Below are 23,328 nucleotides of genomic sequence, written 5' to 3'. Positions count from 1 at the left end.
CGGCAGTGTGCGCGCCGCACATAGGCGCGCGCGCTGCGTTTTCCGACACTGCAGGGCATCGGACAGACACCCCAGGAACCATGAGCATCATCGATTCACTGCGCCCGCCGCCCGGCCTGCGCGTGCTGGTCAGCGCTGGCGCATCGGGCCTCGGCGCGGCCGTGGCCCTGGCCTTTCGCGAGACGGGGGCGCGCGTGCACGTCTGCGACATCGACCGCTCGGCGCTCGACCGGCTCGCGCACGAGGCACCCGAGATCACCGCGAGCATGGCCGATGCCTCGGTAGCCGGCGACGTCGACCGCGTCTTCGACGACGTGCAGGGTGCGCTCGGCGGGCTCGACGTGCTGGTCAACAACGTCGGCATCGCGGGGCCCACAGGTCCGATCCACGAACTGCAGCGCGGCGACTGGGAGCGCACGGTCGCGGTCAACCTGAACAGCCAGTTCTACTTCGCGAACCGGGCCGTGCCGCTGCTCAAGCGCTCCACGATGAACCCGAGCCTGATCGCGATGAGCTCGGTCGCGGGCCGGCTCGGCTATGCATTCCGCACGCCGTATGCAGCCACCAAGTGGGCCATCGTCGGTCTCATGAAGTCGCTCGCGATCGAGCTCGGGCCCCACGGGGTGCGGGTCAACGCGATCCTTCCGGGCACCGTCGAAGGCGACCGCATGAACAGCGTGATAGGCGCGCGCGCCGCCAACGCCGGCGTCTCCGTGGAGGCGATGCGAGCGGAGTATCTGCAGAAGATCTCGCTGCGCCGCATGGTCACGGCCGACGACGTGGCCGCGATGGCGCTCTTCCTCTGCTCGCCCGCGGCACGCAACCTCAGCGGCCAGGCCATCAGCGTCGACGGGAACATGGAGTACCTCTGAGCCCCGCCTTCCTTCACTTACCAACAAGCATGGAGACATCAATGCACAAACTCAAAGCAACCCTCAAGTCCGGCGTCGCCTGCGCGCTCGGCTTCTTCGCCTTCGGCGCCGCATCGGCCGCGCCCGTCAAGGTCGGCGTGCTCGAAACGCTGTCAGGCCCGCAGGCCTCGTCGGGCCAGGCCTACCGCACGGCCGTGCGCTTCGCCATCGACCAGATCAATGCGGCCGGTGGCTGGAACGGCGAGCCGGTGCAGCTGCTCGAGTACGACAACCAGGGCGGCCCCGCGGGCGCCGCCGACAAGCTCAAGGCCGCGGCCGCCGACGGCGTGCACTTGATCGTGCAGGGCGCCTCGTCGGCCATCGGCGGGCAGATCACCGAGGACGTGCGCAAGCACAACCTGCGCAATCCGGGCAAGGAGATCATCTACATCAACGTCGGTGCCGAGGCGCTCGAGCTCACCGGCGAGAAGTGCAACTTCCACCACTTCCGCTTCAGCGGCGACGCGCAGATCCGCACCAAGGCGCTGGTCGCAGCGATGAAGCAGGCCAACGCGCTCGGCACCCGCGTGTACTCGATCAACCAGAACTATTCCTGGGGCCAGGACATGGAGCGCGCCATCGTCGACAACGCGGCGGCCGGCGGTTACCAGGTGGTCGAGAAGACACTGCACGACGTCAACAAGGTGCAGGACTTCGCGCCCTATGTCGCCAAGATCAGCGGCTCGAAGGCCGACTCGGTCATCACCGGCAACTGGTCCAACGACCTGCTGCTGCTGATGAAGGCCTCGAAGTCGGCGGGCCTGAAGGTGCGCTTCGGCACCGTCTTCCTCGACCAGCCGGGCAACATCGCCAACGCGGGCGAACTCGCGGCGGGCCATTTCGTCGCGCACACCTTCAACGCCGAGGCCGGTGGCGCCGAGGGTGAGCGCTTCGTTGCCGACTACAACGCCAAGACCGGCCATGCGCCCGCCTTCGTCGAGCCGCAGACCGTGTTCGGCATGGCCATGGTGGCCGACGCGCTCAAGCGCACAAAACCCGAGAACGGCGCGCTGAATGTGAATGCGCTGGCGCGCGCGATCGAGACGGCGAAGGTCATGACCCCGATGGGCGAGATGCGCATGCGCGCCGCCGACCACCAGGCACTGCTGCCGATCGTGGTGTCGACCGTGGCCAAGGACGCGCGCTACAAGGTGGACGGCACCCATATGGGCTTCAAGCCGGTCAAGCGCTTCACGGCCGAGGAAGCCTCGACGCCCGCACAGTCCAGCTGCGCGATGAAGCGTCCCGCCTGAGGCCCATGGACCAGCTCATCGTCTCCCTCATGAACGGCGTGGTCTACGGGCTGCTGCTGTTCATGGTGTCCGCCGGCCTCACGCTCATCTTCGGGATGATGGGCGTGCTGAACTTCGCGCATGCATCGTTCTACATGCTCGGCGCCTACTTCGCGTACACGCTGCAGGGCACCATCGGCTTCTGGGCCGCGGTGGTCGCCTCGCCGATCCTGGTCGGCCTGATCGGCGTGGTGGTCGAGCGCTTCTTTCTGCGCCGCGTGCACCACCACGGCCACGCGCACGAGCTGCTGCTGACCTTCGGCCTGTCGTTCATCATTGCCGAGACGATCAAGCTGTTCTTCGGCAACTTCCCGGTCGACTACCGCATCCCGGCTGCGCTCGACGTGCCGGCCTTCAGCATCGGCGGCGCGCAGTACCCGGCCTACCGGCTGCTGATGGGCGGCGTGGCCATCGCGATGTTCGCCGCGATCTACCTGCTGCTGACGCGCACGCGCGTCGGCATCGTGGTGCGCTCGGCGATCCACAAGCCGCGCATGGCCGAGGCGCTGGGCCACAACGTGCCGCTGGTCTTCATGGGCGTGTTCGCCGTGGGCGCCGGGCTCGCCGGCCTGGCGGGCGCGGTGGCCGGCGCCTTCTACACTACCAACCCCAACATGGCGCTCGAACTCGGCGTGATGGTGTTCGTGGTGGTGGTGGTCGGCGGCCTGGGCTCGCTCGGCGGCGCCATGCTGGCGTCGCTGCTGATCGGGGTGGTCACCTCGCTGGCCGTGGGCGTGGACTACAGCCTGGCCGACCTGTTCGCGCTGTCGGGCGCGGGCGACTGGGCGCGGGGCGTCGGCGGGCTGATGACGCTCAAGCTCTCGAGTCTGTCGGCCACGATTCCGTTCGCGCTAATGCTGCTGATCCTGCTGGTCCGCCCGAGCGGGCTCATGGGCGAGAAGGGCTGATGCGATGAAGACCGCCTTCGCCCTCGTCGCGGCCGGTGTCGCGCTGCTGGCCGCCCTGCCATTCCTGCTCTCGCAGGGCCTGCTCAACGCGGCCGTGCAGATGCTGATCGCCGCGCTGTTCGCGAGCGCCTACAACCTGCTGTGCGGACAGGCCGGCATGCTGTCGTTCGGCCACGCGGCCTATTTCGGGGTCGGCGCGTTCGGCACGGTGCACGCGATGAACGGGATCGGCGGCGCCGGGCTGCTGCCGACCCCACTGATGCCTCTGGCCGGCGCGGTCTGCGGGCTCGCCTTCGGCACCGTGGCCGGCTGGTTCGCCACCCAGCGCAGCGGCACCTACTTCGCGATGATTACGCTCGCCATCGCCGAGTTGGTGCATTCGCTCGCGCCGCACCTCAAGGGGCTGTTCGGCGGCGAGGCCGGCATGTCGACCATGCGCATGCCGGCCTGGGGCCTGGACTTCGGCTCGACGACGCAGGTCTACTACCTGACGCTCGGCTGGGTGCTGCTGTCGCTCGCGCTGATCTACCTCTACACGCGCACGCCGCTCGGCCGGCTCACCTACGGGCTGCGCGAGAACAGCCACCGGCTGCGCTTCCTCGGCTACAACGTGCACGGCCTGGGCACCGGGGTGTTCGCGATCTCGGCGATGTTCTCAGGCATCGCCGGCGGCCTGCAGGTGCTGTCCAACGAATCGGCGAACTACGTGGTGTTCGACCCCGCGCTGTCGGCCGCGGTGGTGCTCAATACCTACATCGGCGGGGTCAAGGTGTTCCTGGGCCCGGCCTTCGGCGCGGCGCTCATGACCTTCTTCGGCTATGCGGTGTCGGACCTCACGCGCTCGTGGCTGCTCTACCAGGGCATCCTTTTCGTGGGGGTGATGCTGTTCATGCCTTCGGGTTTGGCGGGCCTGGTCGGCAACACCGCACACCTGCGCCAGCGCTTCGGATGGGGCCGGCTGCTGCCGTTCGCGCTGCTGTCGCTCGGCGCGGCGCTGCTGGTGGCCGCGGGCGCCACCTTCTCGATCGAGATGCTGCAGCGCGCGTTCTCGCAGGACTACCGTGCGCTCGCCAACCTGAACCCCGGCCAGGGTTGGCCGCCGATCCAGTACCTGGGCCGCGCCTGGGCACCGGCTTCGGCCGCGACCTGGGCCGTGCCGCTCGGCCTGGCCGCCGTCGGCGCGCTGCTCGCGCAGATGGCCCGGCTGCGCTTCCGGGCGCTGGCGCAAGCGGAGTCCGCCGCGGCGCCGTCCCAAGCCCTGGGCGCGCAAACCGGGGGCCTCGCATGAGCGACGACGCGATTCTCAGCATCCGCAACCTGCGCAAGTCCTTCGGCCCGACCGAGATCATGCGCGGCGTCAACCTTGACCTGTGGCCTGCCGAGCGGCATGCGCTGATCGGCCCCAACGGCGCGGGAAAGTCGACGCTGTTCCACCTGGTCTCGGGCCACCTCGCGCCGACCGCCGGCGAGATCGTGTTCGACGGCCAGCAGATCGGCGGGCGCACGCCGCAGACGATCAACCGGCTCGGCATTGCGCGCTCGTTCCAGATCACCAACATCTTTCCGAAGCTCAGCGTGTACGAGAACATCCGCCTCGCGGTCATGCGCCGCCACGGGCTGCAGTACGTCTTCTGGCAGTTCATCGACGCCCACCTCGCGATCCGTACCGAGACCGAGCGCCTGCTCGAACTGGTGCGGCTCACTGCCCGCGCCGCGACGACCGCGGGCGAGATGGCCTACTCCGAGCAGCGCTCGCTCGAGATCGCGATGACGCTGGCCTCCGACCCCAAGGTGGTGCTGCTCGACGAGCCGATGGCCGGCATGTCGAGCGAAGAGACGCACTACACGGCCGAGCTGATCCGCGAGGTGACGAAGGGCCGCGCGCTGATGATCGTGGAGCACGACATGGACGTGGTGTTCGCGCTCGCCGACCGCATCAGCGTGCTGGTGTACGGCCAGGTGATCGCGACGGGTACGCCGGCCGAGATCCGCGCCGACGCGCGCGTGAAGGAAGCGTATCTCGGCGAGGAGGTGGCGGCATGAGCACGCCTTCCGCGCCTGTCCCCGACGCGCTGCTCGCGGTGCGCGACCTGCACGTCCACTACGGCAAGAGCCACGTGCTGCACGGTGTCGACCTGCACGTCGCGCGCAACGAGGTGATCAGCCTGCTGGGCCGCAACGGCACCGGGCGCTCCACCACGCTGAAGGCCATCATGGGCCTGGCCGCGCCAACGTCCGGCAGCGTCCGGCTCGCGGACCGCGAGCTCGCCGGCGCGCGGCCCTACGCGGTCTGCCGCGCGGGCATCGGCTACGTGCCCGAGGAGCGCGAGGTGTTCGCGAACCTCACGGTCGACGAGAACCTGCGCATGGGCGAGCAGCCGCCCACGGCCGGCGCGCACCGCTGGAGCATCACGCAGATGTTCGACTACTTCCCGCGGCTCAAGGAACGGCGCAACATCAAGGCCGGCAGCATGTCGGGCGGCGAGCAGCAGATGCTCACCATCTGCCGCTCGCTGCTCGGCAATCCGCAGCTGATGCTGATCGACGAGCCCACCGAGGGTCTCGCGCCCAAGATCGTGGCGCAGGTGGGCGAGTGCATCGCCGACATGCACCGCAAGGGCCTGTCGGTGGTGCTGGTCGAGCAGAAGCTCGCCATCGCGCTCAAGGTCTCGACGCGCGTGTGCGTCATGGGCCACGGCCGCATCGTCTTCGAGGGCACGCCCGAGGCGCTGACCTCGGACCGGCAGCTCGTGGCCGACTGGCTCGCGGTCTGAAGCCCGCACGCCGCTTCTTCGCTCCCTCAGATTCATCGACAACACCCCATGGCAAGAACCCAAGACAAGGTCATCATCTCCTGCGCGGTCACGGGCTCGGTCCACACGCCGACCATGTCCGAGCACCTGGCGCTCACGCCCGACCAGATCGCCGCGCAGTCGATCGAAGCCGCCGAGGCAGGCGCTGCGATCCTGCACCTGCATGCGCGCGACCCGCGGGACGGGCGCCCGTCGGCCGACCCGAAGGTGTTCGACCAGTTCGTGCCGCGCATCAAGGCCGCGACCGACGCGGTGATCAACATCACCACCGGCGGCAGCACCCGCATGACGCTCGAGGAGCGCCTGGCCTACCCGCTGCAGGCCAGGCCCGAGATGTGCTCGCTCAACATGGGGTCGATGAACTTCTCGATCCATCCGGCGGCGCGGCGCGTCGCGGCCTGGAAGCACGACTGGGAGCAGCCCTACGTCGAGGGCATGGAAGACCTGATCTTCCGCAACACCTTCCGCGACATCAAGCACATCCTGCGCGTGCTCGGCGACGAGTGCGGCACCCGCTTCGAGTTCGAGTGCTACGACGTGGGCCATCTCTACAACCTCGCGCACTTCGTCGACGAGGGGCTGGTCAAGGGGCCGCTCTTCATCCAGAGCATCTACGGCATCCTCGGCGGGCTCGGCCCCGACCCAGAGAACCTGGTGACGATGCGCAGCACCGCCGACCGGCTGTTCGGCCGCGACGGCTACCGCTTCTCGATCCTCGGCGCGGGCCGCCACCAGATGCCGCTCCTGACGATGGGCGCGGTGATGGGCGGCAACGTGCGCGTGGGCCTCGAGGACAGCCTCTACATCGCCAAGGGCCAGCTCGCGCGGTCGTGCGCCGAGCAGGTGCGCAAGATCCGCCGCATCCTCGAGGAACTCTCGCTCGAGATCGCGACGCCCGACGAGGCGCGCGCCATGCTCGGCCTCAAGGGGCGCGACGCGGTCGCGTTCTGACGACGGCTCATTTCCATTCCCCTCGATCAGGAGCATCCATGAAGAAGCTATTGGACGGCCGCGTGGCCATCGTCACCGGGGCCGGCAGCGGCCTGGGCCGCGCGCATGCGCTCGCACTCGCGCAGCACGGCGCGCGCGTCGTGGTCAACGACGTCGCGGGCATCCACCCGGGCTCGCCCGCGCAGGCCGTGGTCGAAGAGATCGCACGCGCCGGCGGCGCCGCCACGGCCGACGGCGGCGACGTGACCGACTTCGCCGCCATGCAAGCCATGGCCGCGCGCACCGTCGAGGCATGGGGCCGCATCGACATCCTCGTCAACAACGCGGGCGTGCTGCGCGACCGCAGCTTCTCGAAGATGTCGCTCGACGATTTCCGGCTGGTGATGGACGTGCACCTGATGGGCAGCGTGCACTGCACCAAGGCCGTGTGGGAAACCATGCGCGCGCAACGCCATGGCCGCATCGTGATGACGACCTCGTCCTCGGGCCTGTACGGCAACTTCGGCCAGTCGAACTACAGCGCGGCCAAGATGGCGCTCGTCGGGCTCATGCAGACGCTCGCGCTCGAGGGCGCGCGCCACGGCGTGCACGTGAACTGTCTCGCGCCCACCGCCGCCACCGCCATGACCGAGGGCGTGCTGCCGCCCGAAGCGCTGGCGCGGCTGCAGCCGGCCTATGTGAGCCCCGCGCTGGTGGCGCTGGTGGGCGACGACGCGCCCAGGCGAACCATCCTGCTCGCGGGCGCCGGCAGCTTCGAGAGCGCGCACGTCACCATGACCGAAGGCATCTTCGTCGACGGCTCCACCGGCGTGGCCGAGCAGGTCGTCGCGCGCATGAACGAAGTCTGCGAGCGCCGCGGCGAGCGCGTGCCCGGCACCGGCTTCGAGCAGTACCAGCACGAGCTGGCCAAGGCTGGCTTCGCGGTGCCGCTGCCGCACTAATCAGGGTTTACGCGGCATCCTGCGCACACACACGGCGGCCCGATGCAATGTCGGGCCCGCACATTGGCAAGCGCCGGGCGGCGCGGGAGACTGCGGCAGTCCCTTGGGGACGCACGCATCCACAACGAACGACATCGGAGACCTATGACATCCAGCCATCGAGATTTCGCCCTGACCGTCGCTGCCTGCCTCGCCGTGAGCGCCACGCTCGTCGCTTGCGGCGGCGGGAGTGGCGGCGGCAGCGGCTTTCCGTTCCTGCCCCCGCCTTCGGCCGGACAGCCTCCCCCACCACCGCCCGCGCCCCCACCACCCAGCGCTGCGCTCACCTGCGAGCAATTGGTCGGCATGGCCGTGCCCGCATCGGCGATCGGCCTGCCCACCATGGGCGCCACCGTCACGGCCGCAAAGACGGTCGCCGCCAGCGGCACCGGCGCAGCGGCCGTGCCCGAACACTGCGAGGTCGCGGGCAAGATCGCGCCGATCGATGCCACCGCGCCCGACATCCGCTTTGCGGTCGCGCTGCCCACGGCCTGGAACCAGAAGGTCATGATGCTCGGCGGCGGCGGCTTCAACGGCAGTATTCCCAACGTCAAGGGCAACGTGTCCAACGGCCCTGTCGACCGGCCCACGCCGCTGGGCCGCGGCTATGCCACCTTCGCGAGCGACTCGGGTCACCAGGCCAATGCGCTCGGCTCGCAGGACGGCCGCTTCGGCCTCAACGATGAGGCCGTGCGCAACTTCGGCGGCGATGCGCTCAAGAAGACGCACGACACCGCTCTCGCGATCGTCGAGGCACGCTACGCCGAGCGCCCGCGCAAGGCCTACTTCGCGGGCGGCTCGACGGGCGGGCGCGAGGCGGTCACCGCAGTCCAGCGCTGGCCCGCCGACTGGGACGGCGCCATCGCCTGGTACCCGGCTTGGAACGATGCCGCCGCGCTGCTCGGCGGCCACCGCATGAGCCGCGCGCTCGCGCAGCCCGGCGCATACCCGAATTCGGCCAAGCGCGAACTGCTCTACAACGCCGCGATGGAAGCCTGCGACGCGCTCGACGGCGTGGCCGACGGGCTCATCAGCCACCAGACGCTGTGCAATGCGCGCTTCGATCCGGCCACCGCCATGGTCAAGGGCGCGCCCCTGCGCTGCGCGGGCGGCGCCGAGCTCGGCGACAGCTGCCTGTCGGATGCGCAGATCGCCGCGATGAAGAGCATCGACACCGCGACCCAGTTCCGCTTTCCGCTAGCGAGCGGCGAGACCCAGTACCCGGGCTACAACATCTGGGGCGCCGATCCCGGCATCACCACCTGGACCTCGCCGCTCGAGCCGGTCGTGACCTTCCTGGCCTTCGGCACCACGCAGCCCGCGAACCCGATGCCCGCTACCGCGCCCTACATCAGCGTGCTGACCGACCAGTGGATCAAGTATTCCGTCACGCGCGATCCGAGCTTCGATTCGCTCTCGCTCGATCCGGAAGACCCGGGGCCGTGGGCCAGCCGCATCAGCGCGCTGAGCACGCAGCTCGACGCGAGCACCGACATCTCGGCATTCAAGGCGCGCGGCGGCAAGCTGCTGCTCGCGCACGGCCTCGCCGACGTGCTGGTCAGCGCCCGCGCCACCGAGCAGTACTACCAGCGGCTGCAGTCGCAGATGGGGCCGGCCGAGGTCGATACCTTCGTGCGCTACTACGAAGTGGCCGGCCTGGGCCATGCCATCAGCAGCGTGTTCAACGCGACCTGGGACTCGCTGACCGCGCTCGAGGCCTGGGCCGAGCAGGGCAGCGCGCCGAGCGCGCAGGTCACGACCGACACCGCGGGCGTGCCCGGGCGCACCCGGCCGCTGTGCGACTACCCGAAGTGGCCGCAATACAAGGGCACGGGCGACGTCAACCTGGCAGCTTCGTTCCAGTGCGTCTTTTGACACCCGGCCCGGCCGGGCCGTTTCGCCAGGTGCTGCGCTGCCCACTCAATGCACGCCGCGCTTGCGAAACGGAATGCTGATGCAATAGAGCCCCGAGAGGCCCACGAGGACATAGACGATGCGGCTCGCCATCGTCATCTCACCAAGCAGGGCCGCGACCAGGTCGAACCCGAATGCGCCCACGAGGCCCCAGTTGATCGCACCGATGACGACGAGCGCCCATGCGATCCAGTCGAGCGCATTGAAGCCCGTGGCTTGCACGTGCGAGGTGGAAGTGTTCGAACTGAGTGTGGCCATGCCGGGCTCCTGAAGGTTGACGAAGAGCCCGAGTCTCGGGAGCACCCGGGTGCGCGGACCCGGGCGAATTCGCAAAGGGCTGTAGGCGATGCCCCACGCTCGCAGGCAACTGCAGAGTTGGCACGCAGGCGTCTGCCGGCGCAGCTCAGCCCGCGAGCCGGGTGTCGGTGAAGCGCCGGATCGGCTGCACGAAGGCGATGTCAGCGCCGTCGAGCACGTCGCGGCCCTGGAGGCTGTCGAACCGGAGCCCGATCTCCGCCTCGATGAACGCAAGCGGTCGCTGCGAGGTGCCGAAGTCCTCCAGGTCGCGCGCGACGCCCGCATCGAGGTAGGTGCCCTGGGTCATCACGTAGGCGATGGCGGTCAGTTCGCCCGTGGCCTCGCTGAGGAAGGCAACCACCTTCCAGAAATCGCGCGGGATCCGGATGCCGAAGCGCTCGGGATCGTCCGGTCGGAGCACGGGCCCGGTGAAGACGCTGATGCGCTTGTCGTCGCCCTTGGCATGGCCGAGGATGTAGTCCTCCAGGTCGCCCCACAGCCCTTCGTTGAAGGGCTGCCACTGCGGGCACGCATTGGTCGCGAAGAAGGTGTCGATGTTGGCGCGCTGCGCCGTCGCGAGCGAGCCCCAGTTCGGGTCCTGCCGGCGCGTCATGTGGCCGCGGGAGAACTTCCCGTCCTGTCCGGGCCCATACGCCTCGCGCAGCATCTGGTAGTCCTTGCGGATGCGGCCGTCGTAGTTCCAGGTGTCGTGGCGCGGCACGTTCTTCGATGTGGCGCCATCGACATTGCAGGCGGAATAGAGCGGCATGCGCCGCGAGATGCACTGCACCGTGCTGAAGTGCTGGTACTTGAGCTCGATGGAGCCGTCTTCGAGCGCTGCGATGTCGTCCAGCGCGATCGCATCGTTGATCGACGGCAGGTCCACACTGGCGTCGCTGCCAAGGAAATCGGGCGCGTAGCCGCGCCGGCCCCTGAAGAATTCCAGCGGCTTGGGCGTGGTCGCCACGCGCTGGATTCCCGCCCAGGAGCTGCTCACGACCTGGATGTCTGCATCGGACATGGAACTTCTCTCCGAAAAACCCGTGGCCGCCATCGGCCGGGGGCGCCTCTCGGCTACTTGCCGAGCTTGGCGCGTGCGTTTTTCAGATTGAAGACAGGTTTGCGGATTTCCGCAAAGGCCGCTCGGGACACGGCCCATTCGGGGTTGCGTTCGAGTGCGGCCAGTTGCGCATCGTCGACCTGGGCCTCGACCAGGGTGCCCGTCTTGGGCGTCAGGACCGCGCCGGGCACGCAGCGCCGCAGGCGCGCCTCGGCGGACGATTGCCGGTCTGGACTGCCCATGTAGGTCAATACCACGCTTGTCACTTCAGAACTCCGAACCCTTCGTACTCGGCGGGCCAGCCCACCTTGCGGGCGCCCTGCGACAGCATCTGGACGATGGCGTCGGCCTTTTCAGAACCCGGGGGCATGTTAAGCAGCTTCGGATTCCCTGACAACAGACGGGCCGCCATGCCCGAAGTGAACGGCGTGGCCATCGAGGTGCCCGACATCATCGCGTACCGGTCGCCGGGAAACGCCGACAGCACGGCGACGCCGGGGCCGATGAAATCGGTCGACACCCCGTGGTTCGAAAACTCCGCGACGAACTCCTTCTTGCGGCGGATCTCGCTCTCCTGGAAGCTCTCGGGGCAATCCGCCGGGAAGGTCGCGTCGCGGCCGAGCGCGCCGACACCCAGGGTGTGGCTGTACCGGGCCGGATAGCGCAGCAGCGATTGCCCGTCGTTGCCGGTGGCCGCGAACACGGCCATGCCGGCGTTGCGCGCCTTGTCGAGAATGTCGGGCATTTCCGGCATGGGCTCGAGGCTGCCCATGCTGATGTTGACGATGTGGCAGCCGTCGCTGATCGCGCGTTCGAGCGCGCTGGCGATGTCGCTCGATTTCGCGCGCCCGCGGTCGCCGGTCCTCGCGCACACGCGGTAGGCCAGCAGCCGGCAGGCCGGCGCCAGGCCATGGATGCCGGTTCCCGCGGCCATCCTGCCCGCGATGATGCCCGCGACGTGCGTGCCATGCCCGATGCCGTTGTCGAGGAAGTCCGCCGCGTCTTCGCCGGTGACGAAGCAGCCGCCACCCGCCACGGCGATGTCGGCATGCGGCCCGACGCCGCTGTCGATCACGCCGACGGTGACGCCGGCGCCCGCCTTCGGAGCCCAGGGCGCGTAGTGCGACAGCAGCCGGAACGCATCGGGCACCAGCGGCATGGCACGGACCTCGAGGCGCTTCGGTGCCGCGACGCGGTCGAATCCCTTCACGAAGACCGACCAGTGCGTGTGCTCCGGCTCGACCAGGATCATTTCCACGCGCGGATAGAGCACCGGGATTCCGAGCGCGGCGATGCCGCGGGCGTCGGTCACCCCAGGCACGTGCGCGCCGTCCCAGTCGACGAGCGCCTTGACCCGGACGCCCGGCACGGGATGGCCCTGCGGATCGGCAAGGCGCAACTCGAAGCGCCGCACCTTGGCGCCGGCCGCCACCTGGATTGCACTGGCGTCCAGTTCGTCGCCGAGCGGCCGCGTGTATTGAAGGTAGGCCCATGCGGCGGGCGCAACCCGCAGGCCCGGCGTGTTCCGGCGCAGCGCGAGCAAGGCGGATGCGTTGGCCTTCATCACCGACGCGCCGTCGAGCTGCCTGACGAGATCCATCCGGGGCGCACCGCGGCCTGGCACGCCCTGCATGGCGCCCAGCGCCGCCAGCTCGGCGCTGCCGGATGCGGCGCCCTTGGGCGGCCAGACGATGAGGTCGTCGGAAAACCGCGCCTCCGCAGCGATGCGGCGCAGGCGCAGCTGCTGCAGCAAACGAGCGATCTTCTCGCCGTCGGACCCGGGGGTTCTAGTCATGGCATCCGTGCGCCAGCAAGGTGACGCGGTAGATCCGGTCTTCCAGAAAGCTGTAGAGCACATGCACGTCGCAGAGCGCGGTACGCCAGAGCTGATAGCCGTCGTCGCCGTCCAGCGCCTCCTTCAACGGGCGCGATGCAGCCTTCGCCATCGCGACATCCATCGTGTCGCTCATGCGCAGGCCCCACGGCAGCGGACCTGTGTAGCCGCTGCTCTGGAAATCGAGGTCGGCACGGTAGCGCACGCCGCTCAGGCAGGGCGCGGCATCGGCCATCTCGGCGCCGTGCTTGAAGTAGAGCTCGATGCCGAGCTCGCGTGAACAGTCGGCCTCGCCGTACGCTGCGATCTCGCGCGCCTTGCTGCCCAGCGCAAAGGGCGCGAAGGCGGCATCCGCCGCCAGTTGTTCGAGCGGGTGGCCGAAGTGGCTGGCGAGCTGTTCGGGCGAGGGCACGGCGACGGCGGACACCGGCGGCACCACCGCGGGCCGTGCCATCGTCACGAGCCTGAGCCGGCCCGTGCCGCGCTCGAAGCCCACGTCGATCTCGGCCTCGGGCGACGACCAGCGCGCCTTCGAGACCTCCGCGCCGGCACGCCACAGGTCCGCGGCCGGCCCGAGTCGCTGCAATACGTCGCCGGCCCGGTCGTCCGCGTGCAGCCCGAGCGGCAGGGTTCCGGCATACGGCGTCCATGGCGAACCGACGTGCAGCAGCAGCGAAACCCGGCTCAGCACGAGGCTGCCCTGGCTAAACGGCTTGCCGTAGCGCGCCGCATAGCTGTCCGCATCGGTGAAGAACAGGTAGATCCCCTGCGCGCGGTTGATGAGTGACAGGCGGTGGTCCGCCCGCGCCTGCTTCAGTGCCTCAGGGTCGATCCATTCGCGTTGTTCCCAGCCGTCGACCAGCGCCTGCACCCGCTCGCTCTCCCAGGCGTGGCCCAGCAGATGGCTGCCGGTGTCGAAGGCGTGCGCCGGGGTGTCGATCATCACGTCGCGCAGGCAGTCATTTGAAGGGCACCGAGTAAGAGAGGTTCCACAGCGAACCATCGTCGTTGTAGGTGGCGCGCACCTGCAGCCCGTCCCGGGTCCACTGGTCCCACTCGACGACATCGTCGTCCTCTTCGGTCGTCTCCGGCAGGCCGAATGCGGCCAGCGCCTCCTCGCGCCCGGCGATCGGGCCGCTGCCGAAGGGGATCGGCCCCGTGTAGGGCTTGAAGCGCTTGCCGCCCGGGCCGTAGGCGAACACCGCCGCGAGGATCGCCTGGCCTGCGTCCTTCGGTGCGCCCATCTTCTGCTCATAGCCTTCGCGCTCCCAGAACGCCAGTTCGAGCCCCAGCGGCTTGAGCTCGATGGCGTCGGAGCCTTCGGCGCGCAGCGTCTTGGCCGACAGCGACTGCATGCTGGCGCCCGCGGATTTCAGGAGCTGCTCGAAGTTCGCGTCGAGTTCGGAATGTCCCAGGAAGGGCAAGAGGTCGTTCAGTGTCATGCGTGTGCTCCTGTGCTTTCTTTCAGTCACTTCTTTCTAGCCGATTTCATGGCCTGCTTCAGCCACTTGGTCCATTCGTCGTGCGTCATCCGGGTGATCTCCTCGGCGGCCTCGCGGTACTTTCCCTTGCAGCCGGGGTCGTACTTGTCGATGTGCTCGAGGATCTTGTCGGTGTTCTCCTTCGCCGCGCGCTGCAAGTCCTGTGCATCCCGCGTCGGGCGCCGGATGCCATCGACCTTCTGGTGCTGCCGCCCGCCGAAGGACTCGCTGTGGTCGCGGTGCAGCGCGGTCGGCGTCGCGATGGTCGGCGCGCTGTCGACGATGGCGCCCTTCTCTGCCTTGGTGAGCGGCGCGCCCTTGATCTCGGCGGCCCGCTCGAGCAGCGCCTTCTGCGACGGGATGTGGTCCCAGTTCATCCCTTCGTTGTCGTGTTGCGAGCGGTCCTTGTAGGGCCCCTTCTGCCCGCACTTGGGCTTGGGCTTGACCTTCTTCTTGACCTGCGAATCCTTTTTCTTCGAACCGCCGCCGCCAGGTTCGGCCTTGCGCGCGGTGTCCTTCTCGAGCTTCTCCCTGGCCAGCCTTTCCGCGGCCTCTTTCTCGAGGCGCTCCTTCAGCAATTTCTCGGCCACTTCCTTCTCGGCCGCCTCGAGCGCCATCTTGCCGCCGCGGTAGGCCAGCTTGCCGGCCTTGGTGGCGGCCCCGCCGCCCGGGATCAGGTTGGCGGCGGCCGACGCGCCCGAGATCGCGGCATTGGTCATGTCGCCTTCGGCCGCGTAGATGCCCGCGTTGAGGCCGTCCGAGAAAATGCCCACCACCGGAATGACGCCGCCGACATCGAGCACCGTGTGCACCACGGCACTGCCCCAGCTGCTCCACCAGCCCTCTTCCTTGGGCGTCTCGGGCTTCACCTCGGGGTTGGCCTGCTTCGCGCTGGCGGCGGCCGAGGGCGTTTCGCCGACCACGGCGCCGAGCGTGTTGCCGTTGGCGTTCGTGCCCGGCTTGCGCGGCTTGAGCTCGGGCAGTTCGAGCGTCGGCTGGGCGGCCCGGAGTTCGTCGTACTGCTCGTGCGACATATGCCATGTCTGCTCCGCCGGGCCGAGTTCGGACGCAAAGTAGTGCATCGACACGGCGTCGGCATGGTTGTAGCCGACCAGCCGCCCGCCCCCGCCGACCTGCCGGGTGAAGGCCGGTGTGATGTCGATGGTGACCGCCATCTGCGCCCTACTTCCCGTTCATCCAGAACAGATCGTCATGGCGCACGAGCAGCTTGCCCTCGGCGCGCACGGTGCCGCTGTGGTCCTTGGGGTAGCACTTGCCCTGCACGGTGCCGCTCTTCACGCCCTTGGCCACGCCTGCCGCATCGCCGAGCGTGGTGGGCACCACGCTCATGTCGTAGACCACCACCGGATGGCCGTTGGCGCGCACGCTGTTCGCCACCGCGGTGGTGGTCTGCAGCTGCGCAGTGACCGGGTACGGCACGGGCGGCACCGCGCTTCCCATCGGCGTCTTGCACACGTCGGGCGCGAGGCTCACCACGCGCCAGCTGCCTTCCTTGCGGGCCGCGACGTTCGCGCTCATCAATGCACCCCTGATGCCGCACGCACGGGCCGCACCAGCGGCGCCTGCGGATCGGTCTCGAAGCGCGCCTCGACGACGCGCACGGGCGCGTCCGACGGGATCCAGATACGGTGCACCAGCGACAGCGTGAGGGCCTCGGCGTCGACGAGCAGCGTGTCGGTGACCATCGGCAGCGGCAGGAGCGCGCCGTTGTCGAGCCTGGCGAGCACCAGCGCACGGTGTCCCGGCAGCGTGACCGACAAATGCCCGTCGGGCGTCGATGCGGGATCGCTCAGGTTCCAGAGCGCGATGCACGCATCGGGGGGCAGGTAAGGGATCTGCTGGTCGATCGGGGCGGCATTCCAGTAGCCGAAGTCGAAATCGGTCGGCAGCCACGGATGGCGCTGCGCCAGCCAGGCATCGTCGTAGGTGCCGGCCAGCGCCAGCCGCGGCGCCCAGGCGCGGCCGACCACGCCCAGCCCGGCGGGCGTCGCGCCGTAGCTGCAGGCCGCCTCGCCCATGGCGCGCGCATCGAGGCCGGCGCGCGCGTGCCGCGCAATCACCGGCTGCGCAATGCGGGTTCCGGCCGCTTCGATCTGCGGCGCTGCGATGCGTTCGATCGCGGGCCGGCCTGCACCGCGCGCCTGTTCGAGTTCGCGCTGCTCGATCCAGCCGCAGCCCAACGGGTTGGAGAAGCAGACCTCGTCGAGCCACGGTGGCGCGTCTGCCTGCGCATCCGGTCGGCGCACGATGCTGCGGCCGCCGAGCGCATGTTCCCAGCGCACCGGCAGGCTCGCGATGGGCTGCGATGCCGTGCGCGTCCATTCGCGCCCGTTGCGCAGATGGAGCACCGAGGGGCCGCTGATGCACAGCCGCTTGTCGAGCACCGCGCGCGGCGCGGCCAGGGCCTCGGCGCGCTGCTGCTCGGCATGCCACGCGGCCTGCTGCCGCGGCGTCAGCCGCGCACCGGGGTGCACCGGTCTGGGCGGCTCGGGCGGCTGCAGCCACTGCCGGCCGGCCGTCACCTTCACGCGCACCTCCCATTCGGCCGCAGGCGCACCGCCGGGCGCATGGGCCGTGGCATTCACGATCACGTCGCAGCGCGGCTTGAAGGGTGCGAGGTCGCTCTCCTCGCGCGGGCTCGAAGCGCCCTCCTCGCCCCAGTACGCGTCGGCCAGCGTCAGGGGCACCGGGTCACGGTCGTTCACCTCGGCCTGCCACTGGCCGTGACGCCCGCGCACGAGCCGGTAGCCGACCTTCATCGCAACCACGCGGTACTCGCGGTCGTTCGGCGTCGCGGCGCGAAAGCACATCGCGTCGAAAGGCGTGAGGTTGCGAAACGCCACGGCTTCTCAGTTGAGGTCGATGTCGTTGCCGCTGATCTGCACGGGGCCGCTGGCCGTGAAATCGAACGACGCGCCCTGGATGCTGACCGCGCCATCCGAGGTCATGACCAGCGAACTCCTGCCGCACACCAGTTCGATGCGGTCGCCGGCCTGCAGGGTCAGCGTCCGGCCCACGTCCACGCGCTTGGAGTGCCCCACCTGCTCGGTCTGCATCAGCGCCACGCTGGTGTTCATGGCCGCACCCACGCTGACCTGGTAGCCGAGGCCGATGGTCAGCGCCTTGGCCAGGCCGATGGTCTCGGCCTTGGCCAGCGCCACGGTCTCCATCTTCGCGCCGCCGATGGTCACGGTGCGGTGCTTGCCGATGTCGATGGTCTCGTCGAGCCCCACCTGCTCGCTGCGGTTCATGCCGATGCGGATGGTCTCGTCGAGATCGACCGTCTCGCTCCGGTTCTGGTGCACCGTGATGGTCTCGTCGAGGTCCACGGTCTCGGTGCGGTTCTTGTGGATGGTGATCGTCTCGTTGCCATCGACCGTCTCGGTGCGGTCGTTGTGCACCGTGATGGTTTCGTCATGGTCGACGGTCTCGGTGCGGTCGTGCTTCACATGCACGGTCTCGTCGTGGTCGATGGTCTTGCTGCGGTCGTTCCCCACCCAGTGCGTCTCGTCGCGCTCGACCTCGATGTCCTGGTTGCGCTCGGCATGCAGCCACACCTGCTCCTGGCCCCTCTTGTCCTCGAAGCGCAGCGCGTTGGCGTTCTCGCCGCTGCCGCCTTCGGAACTGCGCGTGAGCATGCCGCTCTGCGTGGCGTTGTCCGGCAGCTTCCAGGGCGGCATGTTGTCGGCGTTGTAGACCCGCCCCGTCACGATCGGCCGGTCCGGGTCGCCGTGCTCGAAGTCGACGACCACCTCCTGGCCGATGCGCGGCACCTGAATGCCGCCGAACTGGGTGCCGGCCCACGGCGAGGACACGCGCACCCAGCACGAGCTGTTCTCGTCCTTCGTGCAGTAGCGGTTCCAGTGGAAGCTCAGCTTCACGCGGCCGTATTCGTCGGTCCAGATCTCGCGGCCCGCCGGGCCCGTGACGATCGCCGTCTGCGGCCCCGTGGTGCGCGGCCTGGGCACCGGCGGCGCTGTCGCGCGGAACACCTTGCTCGCGGGGATCACCTCGAAATCGACCCGGCACTCGAACGGCTGCTGCGCGCTCGCGTCGCCCACGTCCTGCAGCCGCAGGTGCGCTGCGGTCACCAGGTACTGGCGGTTCGACTCGTTGTGCGGATGGCGCTCCAGCGCGACCAGGCAGCCGGGCACCACCGCACGCAGGTTGCCCGCGCCGCTCGCGCGCTCGCCCTGGCTGCCGGTCTCTTCCATGCGCGTGCGCACCAGCTGCTCGCCTTCGGACTCCACCACGTAGTCGCCAGGCCAGCCATAGCGCTCCCAACTGGCCTGCGCCGTCTTGCGCGGCATCGCGCTGACCTGCTGCAGCTCGGCGCGCGGGCGCTGGAAGTCGAAGTCGTCGGTCACCCAGCGGCCGCTCTGCAGCTCTTCGCAGGCATTGAAGCGGTCGCAGTGCTCCTCGCGCACGGTGGCTTCCGCCGCGTGGAACGGAATGCGCTGGTAGCCCGCATGCGCGAAGGGCTGGTGCGAGGCCATGTCGTCGACGATCACCAGCCGGTGGCTGTCTTGCGCATGCTCGAAGTAGTAGTACAGGCCCCACTCGTGCAGCAGGCGCGCGACGAAGTCGTGGTCGGTCTCGCCGTACTGCACCTGGAACTCGCGCGGCGGGTAGCTGCGCGTGGCGCGCACATCGAACGCCAACCCGTACTTGCCGAGCACCTCGCGCACGATGTCCAGCACGTTCTGGTTCTGGAAGATGCGGTAGTCGCTGGTGCGCGTGGCCAGCGTGAGCCAGGGCTCGATCACGGCTTCGTACAGCGCGCGCCGGTTCTCCAGGCGCAGGAAGCGCACGCGCGTGACGAGGCCCGAGAGATGGCGCTGGGCCGGGCCGCTGCCCGGGCGCCCGTCGAGCACGATGTGCGCGGTGAGCGGCTCGCCCACGAGCTGCTTGATGGCGACGTTGGCGGCCTGGCGCTCGTTGTAGCCGGGCTGCTCGGGGGTGGCCAGGGTGAGGGTGTAGCGAAACAGCGTGCTCAGCCCCTCGTCGCCCTCGATCGCGACGGGCTCGAGCGCCGGCTCGCCGCCCAGCGCGGGCATGGCCGGCGACGAGACGCTCAGCACGCGCGCAAGCGCAGCGCCGGGGAGCATCGGGATCAGCCTTCGCGGTTTTCCTTGATGTTCCAGCCCAGCACGGTCTCGGCGCCCTTGCCGCCCTTGTCGGTCTGCTCCCAGTACTGTTGCTTGACCTTGGCGGCCTGGAACGCGTACTGCACCAGCACGGCGTCGCTGTCCTGGTCGGCCGTGTACTGCACCGAGGTGACCAGCACTTCCTCGAGCGTGATGCGCGTGTACTCGACCTGCGCGCCGCCGGCCTTGCACACCGAGACCTCGATCTTGCTCAGGTGCTTGCCGCTCGCGCAGTTCTTGAGCACGGGCGGGGCGGCCTTGTCGATGCGCGCGACCACCTGCAGGTCGTTGAAGCTGGCCTTGCCGACGCCGCCGCCGCCGCCGCTGACCATGTTGCCGGGCTGCGTGGCGCCCCAGGCGAACGACCTGATGTCGGTCCACTCCTTGTGGTTCGCGTCCTTGGATTCGCCGTTCGCGCCTTCGACGCGCATGAACATGTCTACTGCCATGGTGGATCGTTCCTCTGTGGTTGCAGCCCGACGGGCGGCTTGGAGAGGCGATGTTCAGACCCCACTGTGACAAGTCGATGGAATTCGGCGCAACGTCGCGCAATTTCTTGTGCTCGTGCTCTTCGGGCTCCCAGGTGCAACAAAAAAACAGTTCATAAGTTCTATTTTTCGAGCCAAAGAATGCGCTGGTCACAATTCGTTGACAAAATTGCACCTTGCATCCTCGATGCAAGACCCCACGCGGCGACTGGCAGCGGGGCACGAACGACGCCTATCGAATCGGACGAACCCATGCCATCCCTTTTTTCCGCGTGTACCTGCGACGCTCATCACCTGGCGCGCGTGCGTCGCCGGCCCTGGATGCGCATGCTGCCCTGGCTGCGCTTCTACCGCTGCGGCAAATGCGGCAAGCCGCAGCTCATTTCGCAGCATGCGGCCTTCGACGCCCGATTGCCGCGCGAGGACCGGGCCGATCCACGCTAGGCAGGCTGGTAGCCTTGCCGGGTTGTCGATGCGCGCCTCGGACTGCGAGGTGGCGCGATTCGGATGATTCAGGAAAGGACCAACGCGTGGTTTTGATCGGGAGAAGGAGGGGCGCATGCGCCGCGTTGATGGCGGCATTGCTGGTGGGCGCATGCTCCACCACCACGCCCGGGACGCCGGTGGCGGGCCCCGGTGAATACGTCGTGCAGCCGGGCGATACGCTCTACCGCATCGCGCAGCGTGCCGGCCGGACGACGGCCGAGATCGCGCGCTGGAACCAGATCAGGAACCCCGACCAGCTCGAAGTGGGCCAGGTGCTGCGCATGGTGCCGCCCGGCGGTGCTGGCTCGGCGGCTGCGGCCTCTCCGCCGCGCAGCAGCAGCAGTACCGGAAAAGCCCGGCCTGCGCCCGCACCCCGCGAGCCCGACCCCGTGGTCCCGCCCGCCTCGCGGCGCAGCGACTGGGGCTGGCCGTCCCAGGGCCCGGTCATCGCCGGCTTCAACGGCAACAGCAACAAGGGCCTGGACATCGGCGGCAGCCCCGGCGAGGCCGTGCAGGCGATCGGCGCCGGGTCGGTGGCCGCGACCGAAAACATGCGCGGCTACGGCAGCGTCATCATGGTCGACCACGGCGGCTCCTACATGTCGATCTACACCAACGTGGGCACTGTCGGCGTGAAGCAGGGTCAGCGCGTGCAGCGCGGCCAGAAGATCGCGGAGATCGGCCCGGAGCAGGGCGGCCGCGCCAAGCTGCACTTCGAGATTCGCTACCGCGGCAAGGCCGTCGATCCGCGGCTCTATCTGCCGACAAAATAGCCGGCCCCACACGCGCTTTCCCCGGGCCAATCCCAAGTGAACTACATCGACTGCTATCTAGTGCCTGTGCCACGGGCGAACAAGGCGGCGTACCAACAGATGGCTAGGCTGTCCGCCCAGGTGCTGCGGGAACATGGTGCACTGCGCACCATGGAGTGTTGGCTGGATGAAAGCGGGCCGCAGGCATCCTCGTACCATGGTGAAACTGCCCGTCTTGAAGAACATGGATACAGCGGCTTCTTCGAAGCAGCCGGCGTCCACGACGGCGAAACCGTAGTGATGTCCTGGGTCGAATGGCCAGACAAAGCCACGAGGGATGCGGGAATGGCAAAGTTGACGGCCGACCCGCGAATGCAGTTCGACGGGCAAGCGCCTGTATTCGATGGCTCACGCCTGATTGCCGGCGGATTTCTTCCAATGCTGTAGAGCCGTCGTCCTCGGTCCGCATCAGATGTCACCTGCAGCTAGATCAACGCCCTTGTACGCGGCGCCGAGCCTGCGGCTCAAGGACGGGGTTCATTGACCGCATACCATTCATGTGGTCACTCGGACGGCCGCGTTCCATACCGCTCCTCGATGCGCCAGCGCTGGTACGCGTAAAACAGCAACGTCAGCACCACAGCGGTGAAGATGCCGGACAAGCCGGTGACCCAGTAGGACGCCGAGGGCAGCAGGAAGCGCAGGAGGAATGCGACGCCTGCGCCGGCGACCGCATTGTTGATAACCGCAATCATGCTCGCCGTGGTGCCGAAGCAGGCCAACACCAACCCCTGTCTGAGCGCGGAACCTTCCGTTTCGGGCCAACGGCCGTGTTCGACTGCGAAAAAGTGGGCTGCCTCCGGGCCCAGGCTGCGGTAGTAGCCACGGATCCGCGCGATACCCTGCATGCAGTCCATGCTGTCGAGGGCGGTTTCCACGAGCCTCACGACGGTGAAGATGCCCAGCAGGAACACCACGGGGAGCACGATCGCAGCGAACGGGATCAGCAGGTCCGTGGAGCCGGCGACAAAACCGATGCCCACCAGCGAGCTCGAAAGCGCCATGACATAAAGCGTGCTTCGGGCGGCGGCCTCCGAGTACGTCGAGTTGTTCGCCGTCTGCAGCACGAAATGCTCCGTCGTCAGGGCCGCCAGCAGATCGGATCGCTCGGACCGTTCATCCATGCGGCACTCCTTGGGTGCGCTCACCGCCGCGGCGTGCGCAGCATCGGGAAGATGGGAGGCGAGGTTCCCACCTGGATCGTACCCAGCAACTTGAACCCATACCGCTCATACAGCCGAATGTTCTTCGGGTTGGACGATTCGAGGTAAGCCAACCCGCCCTCACGGTCGCACGGAGCGAGCGTGTGTTTCATCAGGGCCGCACCGAACCCCTCGCCCTGACGGGAGGGATCGACCCCGATGAACGGGAGATACCAATGCGGCTCTTGCGGGTGATACTGCCCCATCTGCTCGAAAACCGCCGGGCCGTCCCGTCTGAAGCCCGCCGAGCCCGTGCGCTGCAGCAGGGCCATTGGCGCTTCTTCGTCCGGACTGACTCCCGGTGGCAGCCACAGCGCCGCGCCTGCATGGTCGTCCATGCAATAGGCGCTCCTATGGGAAATGCCTTGCCCCCGAGGGCATGGACGAACGCCGGGAAGTGCCGGAGGTACTGCTCGGGTTCAGGCCATGTCCAGCGCGCCGCCGGGTCCGAGCCGAACGCCAGCACCACGGCAGCAACGGCGCGGGCTTCATCGGCCGCCTCGACAATCTGGATGCCAGGTATTGTCATGAGGTCTGCCCCAAAATCGTTGAAGGTCCGCACAGTACTTCGATTCGGGACGACATGCAACGCGACAACGATCGGCGAGTTGGAGGGCTGGTCGTGCATTGCCTGCGCCCCAACCGATGCCTTCTGTCGCGCATGTCGGTCGCTTGGTCTTCGCTCACCTTTATTCCTCCGCTTGAGGCTCTCCAAGAACTTGGCACGTCGT

At 68.5% G+C, this 23,328-nt stretch carries 24 protein-coding genes; 11 read left to right on the top strand and 13 right to left on the bottom strand.

The genetic code is table 11. The features are described 5' to 3' along the window. Positions 1-80: 80 nt before the first annotated feature. From AC3A6G_RS15390 to AC3A6G_RS15350, 9 genes are all read left to right on the top strand, one after another. Complete coding sequence (locus AC3A6G_RS15390; RefSeq protein ID WP_487873960.1) at positions 81-872, top strand: SDR family oxidoreductase; 792 nt, start codon at positions 81-83, stop codon at positions 870-872. 41 nt (positions 873-913) lie between these two features. Beyond that, the gene (locus AC3A6G_RS15385; protein ID WP_487873959.1) at positions 914-2,164 is read left to right on the top strand and encodes a branched-chain amino acid ABC transporter substrate-binding protein; all 1,251 of its coding nucleotides are present in this window, start codon (positions 914-916) and stop codon (positions 2,162-2,164) included. Between the two features lie 5 nt (positions 2,165-2,169). Continuing rightward, positions 2,170-3,111 (top strand): branched-chain amino acid ABC transporter permease, encoded by a 942-nt coding sequence (locus AC3A6G_RS15380; protein WP_487873958.1) that lies wholly within the window; start codon positions 2,170-2,172, stop codon positions 3,109-3,111. Between the two features lie 4 nt (positions 3,112-3,115). Further along, the gene (locus tag AC3A6G_RS15375) at positions 3,116-4,399 is read left to right on the top strand and encodes a branched-chain amino acid ABC transporter permease (protein WP_487873957.1); all 1,284 of its coding nucleotides are present in this window, start codon (positions 3,116-3,118) and stop codon (positions 4,397-4,399) included. Then, positions 4,396-5,154, top strand: a complete 759-nt coding sequence (locus tag AC3A6G_RS15370) for an ABC transporter ATP-binding protein (RefSeq protein WP_487873956.1) — start codon at positions 4,396-4,398, stop codon at positions 5,152-5,154. The genes AC3A6G_RS15375 and AC3A6G_RS15370 overlap by 4 nt, the downstream gene beginning before the upstream one ends. Further along, positions 5,151-5,885, top strand: a complete 735-nt coding sequence (locus AC3A6G_RS15365; RefSeq protein WP_487873955.1) for an ABC transporter ATP-binding protein — start codon at positions 5,151-5,153, stop codon at positions 5,883-5,885. Before AC3A6G_RS15370 ends, AC3A6G_RS15365 begins: the two co-directional genes overlap by 4 nt. 48 nt (positions 5,886-5,933) lie before the next feature. Beyond that, complete coding sequence (gene kce / locus AC3A6G_RS15360) at positions 5,934-6,875, top strand: 3,5-dioxohexanoate:acetyl-CoA acetone transferase (protein ID WP_487862971.1); 942 nt, start codon at positions 5,934-5,936, stop codon at positions 6,873-6,875. Between the two features lie 38 nt (positions 6,876-6,913). Next, complete coding sequence (locus AC3A6G_RS15355) at positions 6,914-7,816, top strand: SDR family NAD(P)-dependent oxidoreductase (RefSeq protein ID WP_487873954.1); 903 nt, start codon at positions 6,914-6,916, stop codon at positions 7,814-7,816. A gap of 144 nt (positions 7,817-7,960) precedes the next feature. Next, the gene (locus tag AC3A6G_RS15350; RefSeq protein ID WP_487873953.1) at positions 7,961-9,730 is read left to right on the top strand and encodes a tannase/feruloyl esterase family alpha/beta hydrolase; all 1,770 of its coding nucleotides are present in this window, start codon (positions 7,961-7,963) and stop codon (positions 9,728-9,730) included. Between the two features lie 45 nt (positions 9,731-9,775). Here the strand turns inward: AC3A6G_RS15350 and AC3A6G_RS15345 are convergent, their stop codons facing one another. The 11 genes from AC3A6G_RS15345 to AC3A6G_RS15295 form a co-directional block, all read right to left on the bottom strand. Then, entirely contained in the window at positions 9,776-10,027 is a 252-nt protein-coding gene (locus AC3A6G_RS15345) for a DUF378 domain-containing protein (RefSeq protein ID WP_487862974.1), read from the bottom strand. 145 nt (positions 10,028-10,172) lie between these two features. Beyond that, the gene (locus AC3A6G_RS15340; RefSeq protein ID WP_487873952.1) at positions 10,173-11,087 is read right to left on the bottom strand and encodes a DNA/RNA non-specific endonuclease; all 915 of its coding nucleotides are present in this window, start codon (positions 11,085-11,087) and stop codon (positions 10,173-10,175) included. A gap of 53 nt (positions 11,088-11,140) precedes the next feature. After that, positions 11,141-11,377 (bottom strand): hypothetical protein, encoded by a 237-nt coding sequence (locus AC3A6G_RS15335; protein WP_487862976.1) that lies wholly within the window; start codon positions 11,375-11,377, stop codon positions 11,141-11,143. Positions 11,378-11,388: 11 nt separating this feature from the next. Continuing rightward, positions 11,389-12,921, bottom strand: a complete 1,533-nt coding sequence (locus AC3A6G_RS15330; RefSeq protein WP_487873951.1) for a S8 family serine peptidase — start codon at positions 12,919-12,921, stop codon at positions 11,389-11,391. Continuing rightward, complete coding sequence (locus AC3A6G_RS15325) at positions 12,914-13,903, bottom strand: hypothetical protein (protein WP_487873950.1); 990 nt, start codon at positions 13,901-13,903, stop codon at positions 12,914-12,916. The genes AC3A6G_RS15330 and AC3A6G_RS15325 overlap by 8 nt, the downstream gene beginning before the upstream one ends. Before the next feature lie 16 nt (positions 13,904-13,919). Then, complete coding sequence (locus AC3A6G_RS15320; protein WP_487862979.1) at positions 13,920-14,402, bottom strand: hypothetical protein; 483 nt, start codon at positions 14,400-14,402, stop codon at positions 13,920-13,922. 26 nt (positions 14,403-14,428) lie between these two features. Then, positions 14,429-15,616, bottom strand: a complete 1,188-nt coding sequence (locus tag AC3A6G_RS15315; protein WP_487862980.1) for a hypothetical protein — start codon at positions 15,614-15,616, stop codon at positions 14,429-14,431. 7 nt (positions 15,617-15,623) lie between these two features. Next, positions 15,624-15,980: a DUF4150 domain-containing protein gene (locus AC3A6G_RS15310; RefSeq protein WP_487862981.1), complete on the bottom strand. Its 357-nt coding sequence runs from the start codon at positions 15,978-15,980 to the stop codon at positions 15,624-15,626. Further along, complete coding sequence (locus AC3A6G_RS15305) at positions 15,980-17,305, bottom strand: DUF2169 family type VI secretion system accessory protein (protein WP_487873949.1); 1,326 nt, start codon at positions 17,303-17,305, stop codon at positions 15,980-15,982. The genes AC3A6G_RS15310 and AC3A6G_RS15305 overlap by 1 nt, the downstream gene beginning before the upstream one ends. A 6-nt stretch (positions 17,306-17,311) precedes the next feature. Next, positions 17,312-19,570 carry a type VI secretion system Vgr family protein gene (locus AC3A6G_RS15300; protein WP_487873948.1) on the bottom strand — a complete coding sequence of 753 codons (2,259 nt, stop codon included), beginning with the start codon at positions 19,568-19,570 and terminating at the stop codon, positions 17,312-17,314. Between the two features lie 5 nt (positions 19,571-19,575). Beyond that, entirely contained in the window at positions 19,576-20,058 is a 483-nt protein-coding gene (locus AC3A6G_RS15295) for an Hcp family type VI secretion system effector (protein ID WP_487865560.1), read from the bottom strand. Positions 20,059-20,669: 611 nt separating this feature from the next. Between AC3A6G_RS15295 and AC3A6G_RS15290 the strand changes: the two genes are divergently transcribed. Both AC3A6G_RS15290 and AC3A6G_RS15285 read left to right on the top strand, forming a co-directional pair. Then, complete coding sequence (locus AC3A6G_RS15290) at positions 20,670-21,356, top strand: peptidoglycan DD-metalloendopeptidase family protein (protein ID WP_487873947.1); 687 nt, start codon at positions 20,670-20,672, stop codon at positions 21,354-21,356. Between the two features lie 36 nt (positions 21,357-21,392). After that, a complete protein-coding gene (locus tag AC3A6G_RS15285; protein ID WP_487873946.1) occupies positions 21,393-21,782 on the top strand; it encodes a DUF1428 domain-containing protein in 390 nt (129 codons plus the stop codon). Positions 21,783-21,898: 116 nt separating this feature from the next. Here AC3A6G_RS15285 and AC3A6G_RS15280 read toward each other — a convergent pair whose 3' ends face one another. Beyond that, positions 21,899-22,519, bottom strand: a complete 621-nt coding sequence (locus AC3A6G_RS15280) for a hypothetical protein (RefSeq protein WP_487873945.1) — start codon at positions 22,517-22,519, stop codon at positions 21,899-21,901. 20 nt (positions 22,520-22,539) lie between these two features. After that, positions 22,540-22,935, bottom strand: a complete 396-nt coding sequence (locus AC3A6G_RS15275; protein ID WP_487873944.1) for a GNAT family N-acetyltransferase — start codon at positions 22,933-22,935, stop codon at positions 22,540-22,542. Between the last annotated feature and the right edge of the window lie 393 nt (positions 22,936-23,328).

The sequence above is a fragment of the Variovorax sp. Soil_C_26 genome (assembly GCF_057657075.1).
This window is presented reverse-complemented; position numbering and strand designations above follow the sequence as displayed.

What these genes read in the sequence shown, in the direction of transcription:
- AC3A6G_RS15390 (WP_487873960.1), top strand. Translation starts at nt 81, where the DNA reads ATGAGCATCATCGATTCACTGCGCCCGCCGCCCGGCCTGCGCGTGCTG.
- AC3A6G_RS15385 (WP_487873959.1), top strand. Translation starts at nt 914, where the DNA reads ATGCACAAACTCAAAGCAACCCTCAAGTCCGGCGTCGCCTGCGCGCTC.
- AC3A6G_RS15380 (WP_487873958.1), top strand. Translation starts at nt 2,170, where the DNA reads ATGGACCAGCTCATCGTCTCCCTCATGAACGGCGTGGTCTACGGGCTG.
- AC3A6G_RS15375 (WP_487873957.1), top strand. Translation starts at nt 3,116, where the DNA reads ATGAAGACCGCCTTCGCCCTCGTCGCGGCCGGTGTCGCGCTGCTGGCC.
- AC3A6G_RS15370 (WP_487873956.1), top strand. Translation starts at nt 4,396, where the DNA reads ATGAGCGACGACGCGATTCTCAGCATCCGCAACCTGCGCAAGTCCTTC.
- AC3A6G_RS15365 (WP_487873955.1), top strand. Translation starts at nt 5,151, where the DNA reads ATGAGCACGCCTTCCGCGCCTGTCCCCGACGCGCTGCTCGCGGTGCGC.
- kce (WP_487862971.1), top strand. Translation starts at nt 5,934, where the DNA reads ATGGCAAGAACCCAAGACAAGGTCATCATCTCCTGCGCGGTCACGGGC.
- AC3A6G_RS15355 (WP_487873954.1), top strand. Translation starts at nt 6,914, where the DNA reads ATGAAGAAGCTATTGGACGGCCGCGTGGCCATCGTCACCGGGGCCGGC.
- AC3A6G_RS15350 (WP_487873953.1), top strand. Translation starts at nt 7,961, where the DNA reads ATGACATCCAGCCATCGAGATTTCGCCCTGACCGTCGCTGCCTGCCTC.
- AC3A6G_RS15345 (WP_487862974.1), bottom strand. Translation starts at nt 10,027, where the DNA reads ATGGCCACACTCAGTTCGAACACTTCCACCTCGCACGTGCAAGCCACG.
- AC3A6G_RS15340 (WP_487873952.1), bottom strand. Translation starts at nt 11,087, where the DNA reads ATGTCCGATGCAGACATCCAGGTCGTGAGCAGCTCCTGGGCGGGAATC.
- AC3A6G_RS15330 (WP_487873951.1), bottom strand. Translation starts at nt 12,921, where the DNA reads ATGACTAGAACCCCCGGGTCCGACGGCGAGAAGATCGCTCGTTTGCTG.
- AC3A6G_RS15325 (WP_487873950.1), bottom strand. Translation starts at nt 13,903, where the DNA reads ATGATCGACACCCCGGCGCACGCCTTCGACACCGGCAGCCATCTGCTG.
- AC3A6G_RS15320 (WP_487862979.1), bottom strand. Translation starts at nt 14,402, where the DNA reads ATGACACTGAACGACCTCTTGCCCTTCCTGGGACATTCCGAACTCGAC.
- AC3A6G_RS15315 (WP_487862980.1), bottom strand. Translation starts at nt 15,616, where the DNA reads ATGGCGGTCACCATCGACATCACACCGGCCTTCACCCGGCAGGTCGGC.
- AC3A6G_RS15310 (WP_487862981.1), bottom strand. Translation starts at nt 15,980, where the DNA reads ATGAGCGCGAACGTCGCGGCCCGCAAGGAAGGCAGCTGGCGCGTGGTG.
- AC3A6G_RS15300 (WP_487873948.1), bottom strand. Translation starts at nt 19,570, where the DNA reads ATGCTCCCCGGCGCTGCGCTTGCGCGCGTGCTGAGCGTCTCGTCGCCG.
- AC3A6G_RS15295 (WP_487865560.1), bottom strand. Translation starts at nt 20,058, where the DNA reads ATGGCAGTAGACATGTTCATGCGCGTCGAAGGCGCGAACGGCGAATCC.
- AC3A6G_RS15290 (WP_487873947.1), top strand. Translation starts at nt 20,670, where the DNA reads ATGGCGGCATTGCTGGTGGGCGCATGCTCCACCACCACGCCCGGGACG.
- AC3A6G_RS15280 (WP_487873945.1), bottom strand. Translation starts at nt 22,519, where the DNA reads ATGGATGAACGGTCCGAGCGATCCGATCTGCTGGCGGCCCTGACGACG.
- AC3A6G_RS15275 (WP_487873944.1), bottom strand. Translation starts at nt 22,935, where the DNA reads ATGGACGACCATGCAGGCGCGGCGCTGTGGCTGCCACCGGGAGTCAGT.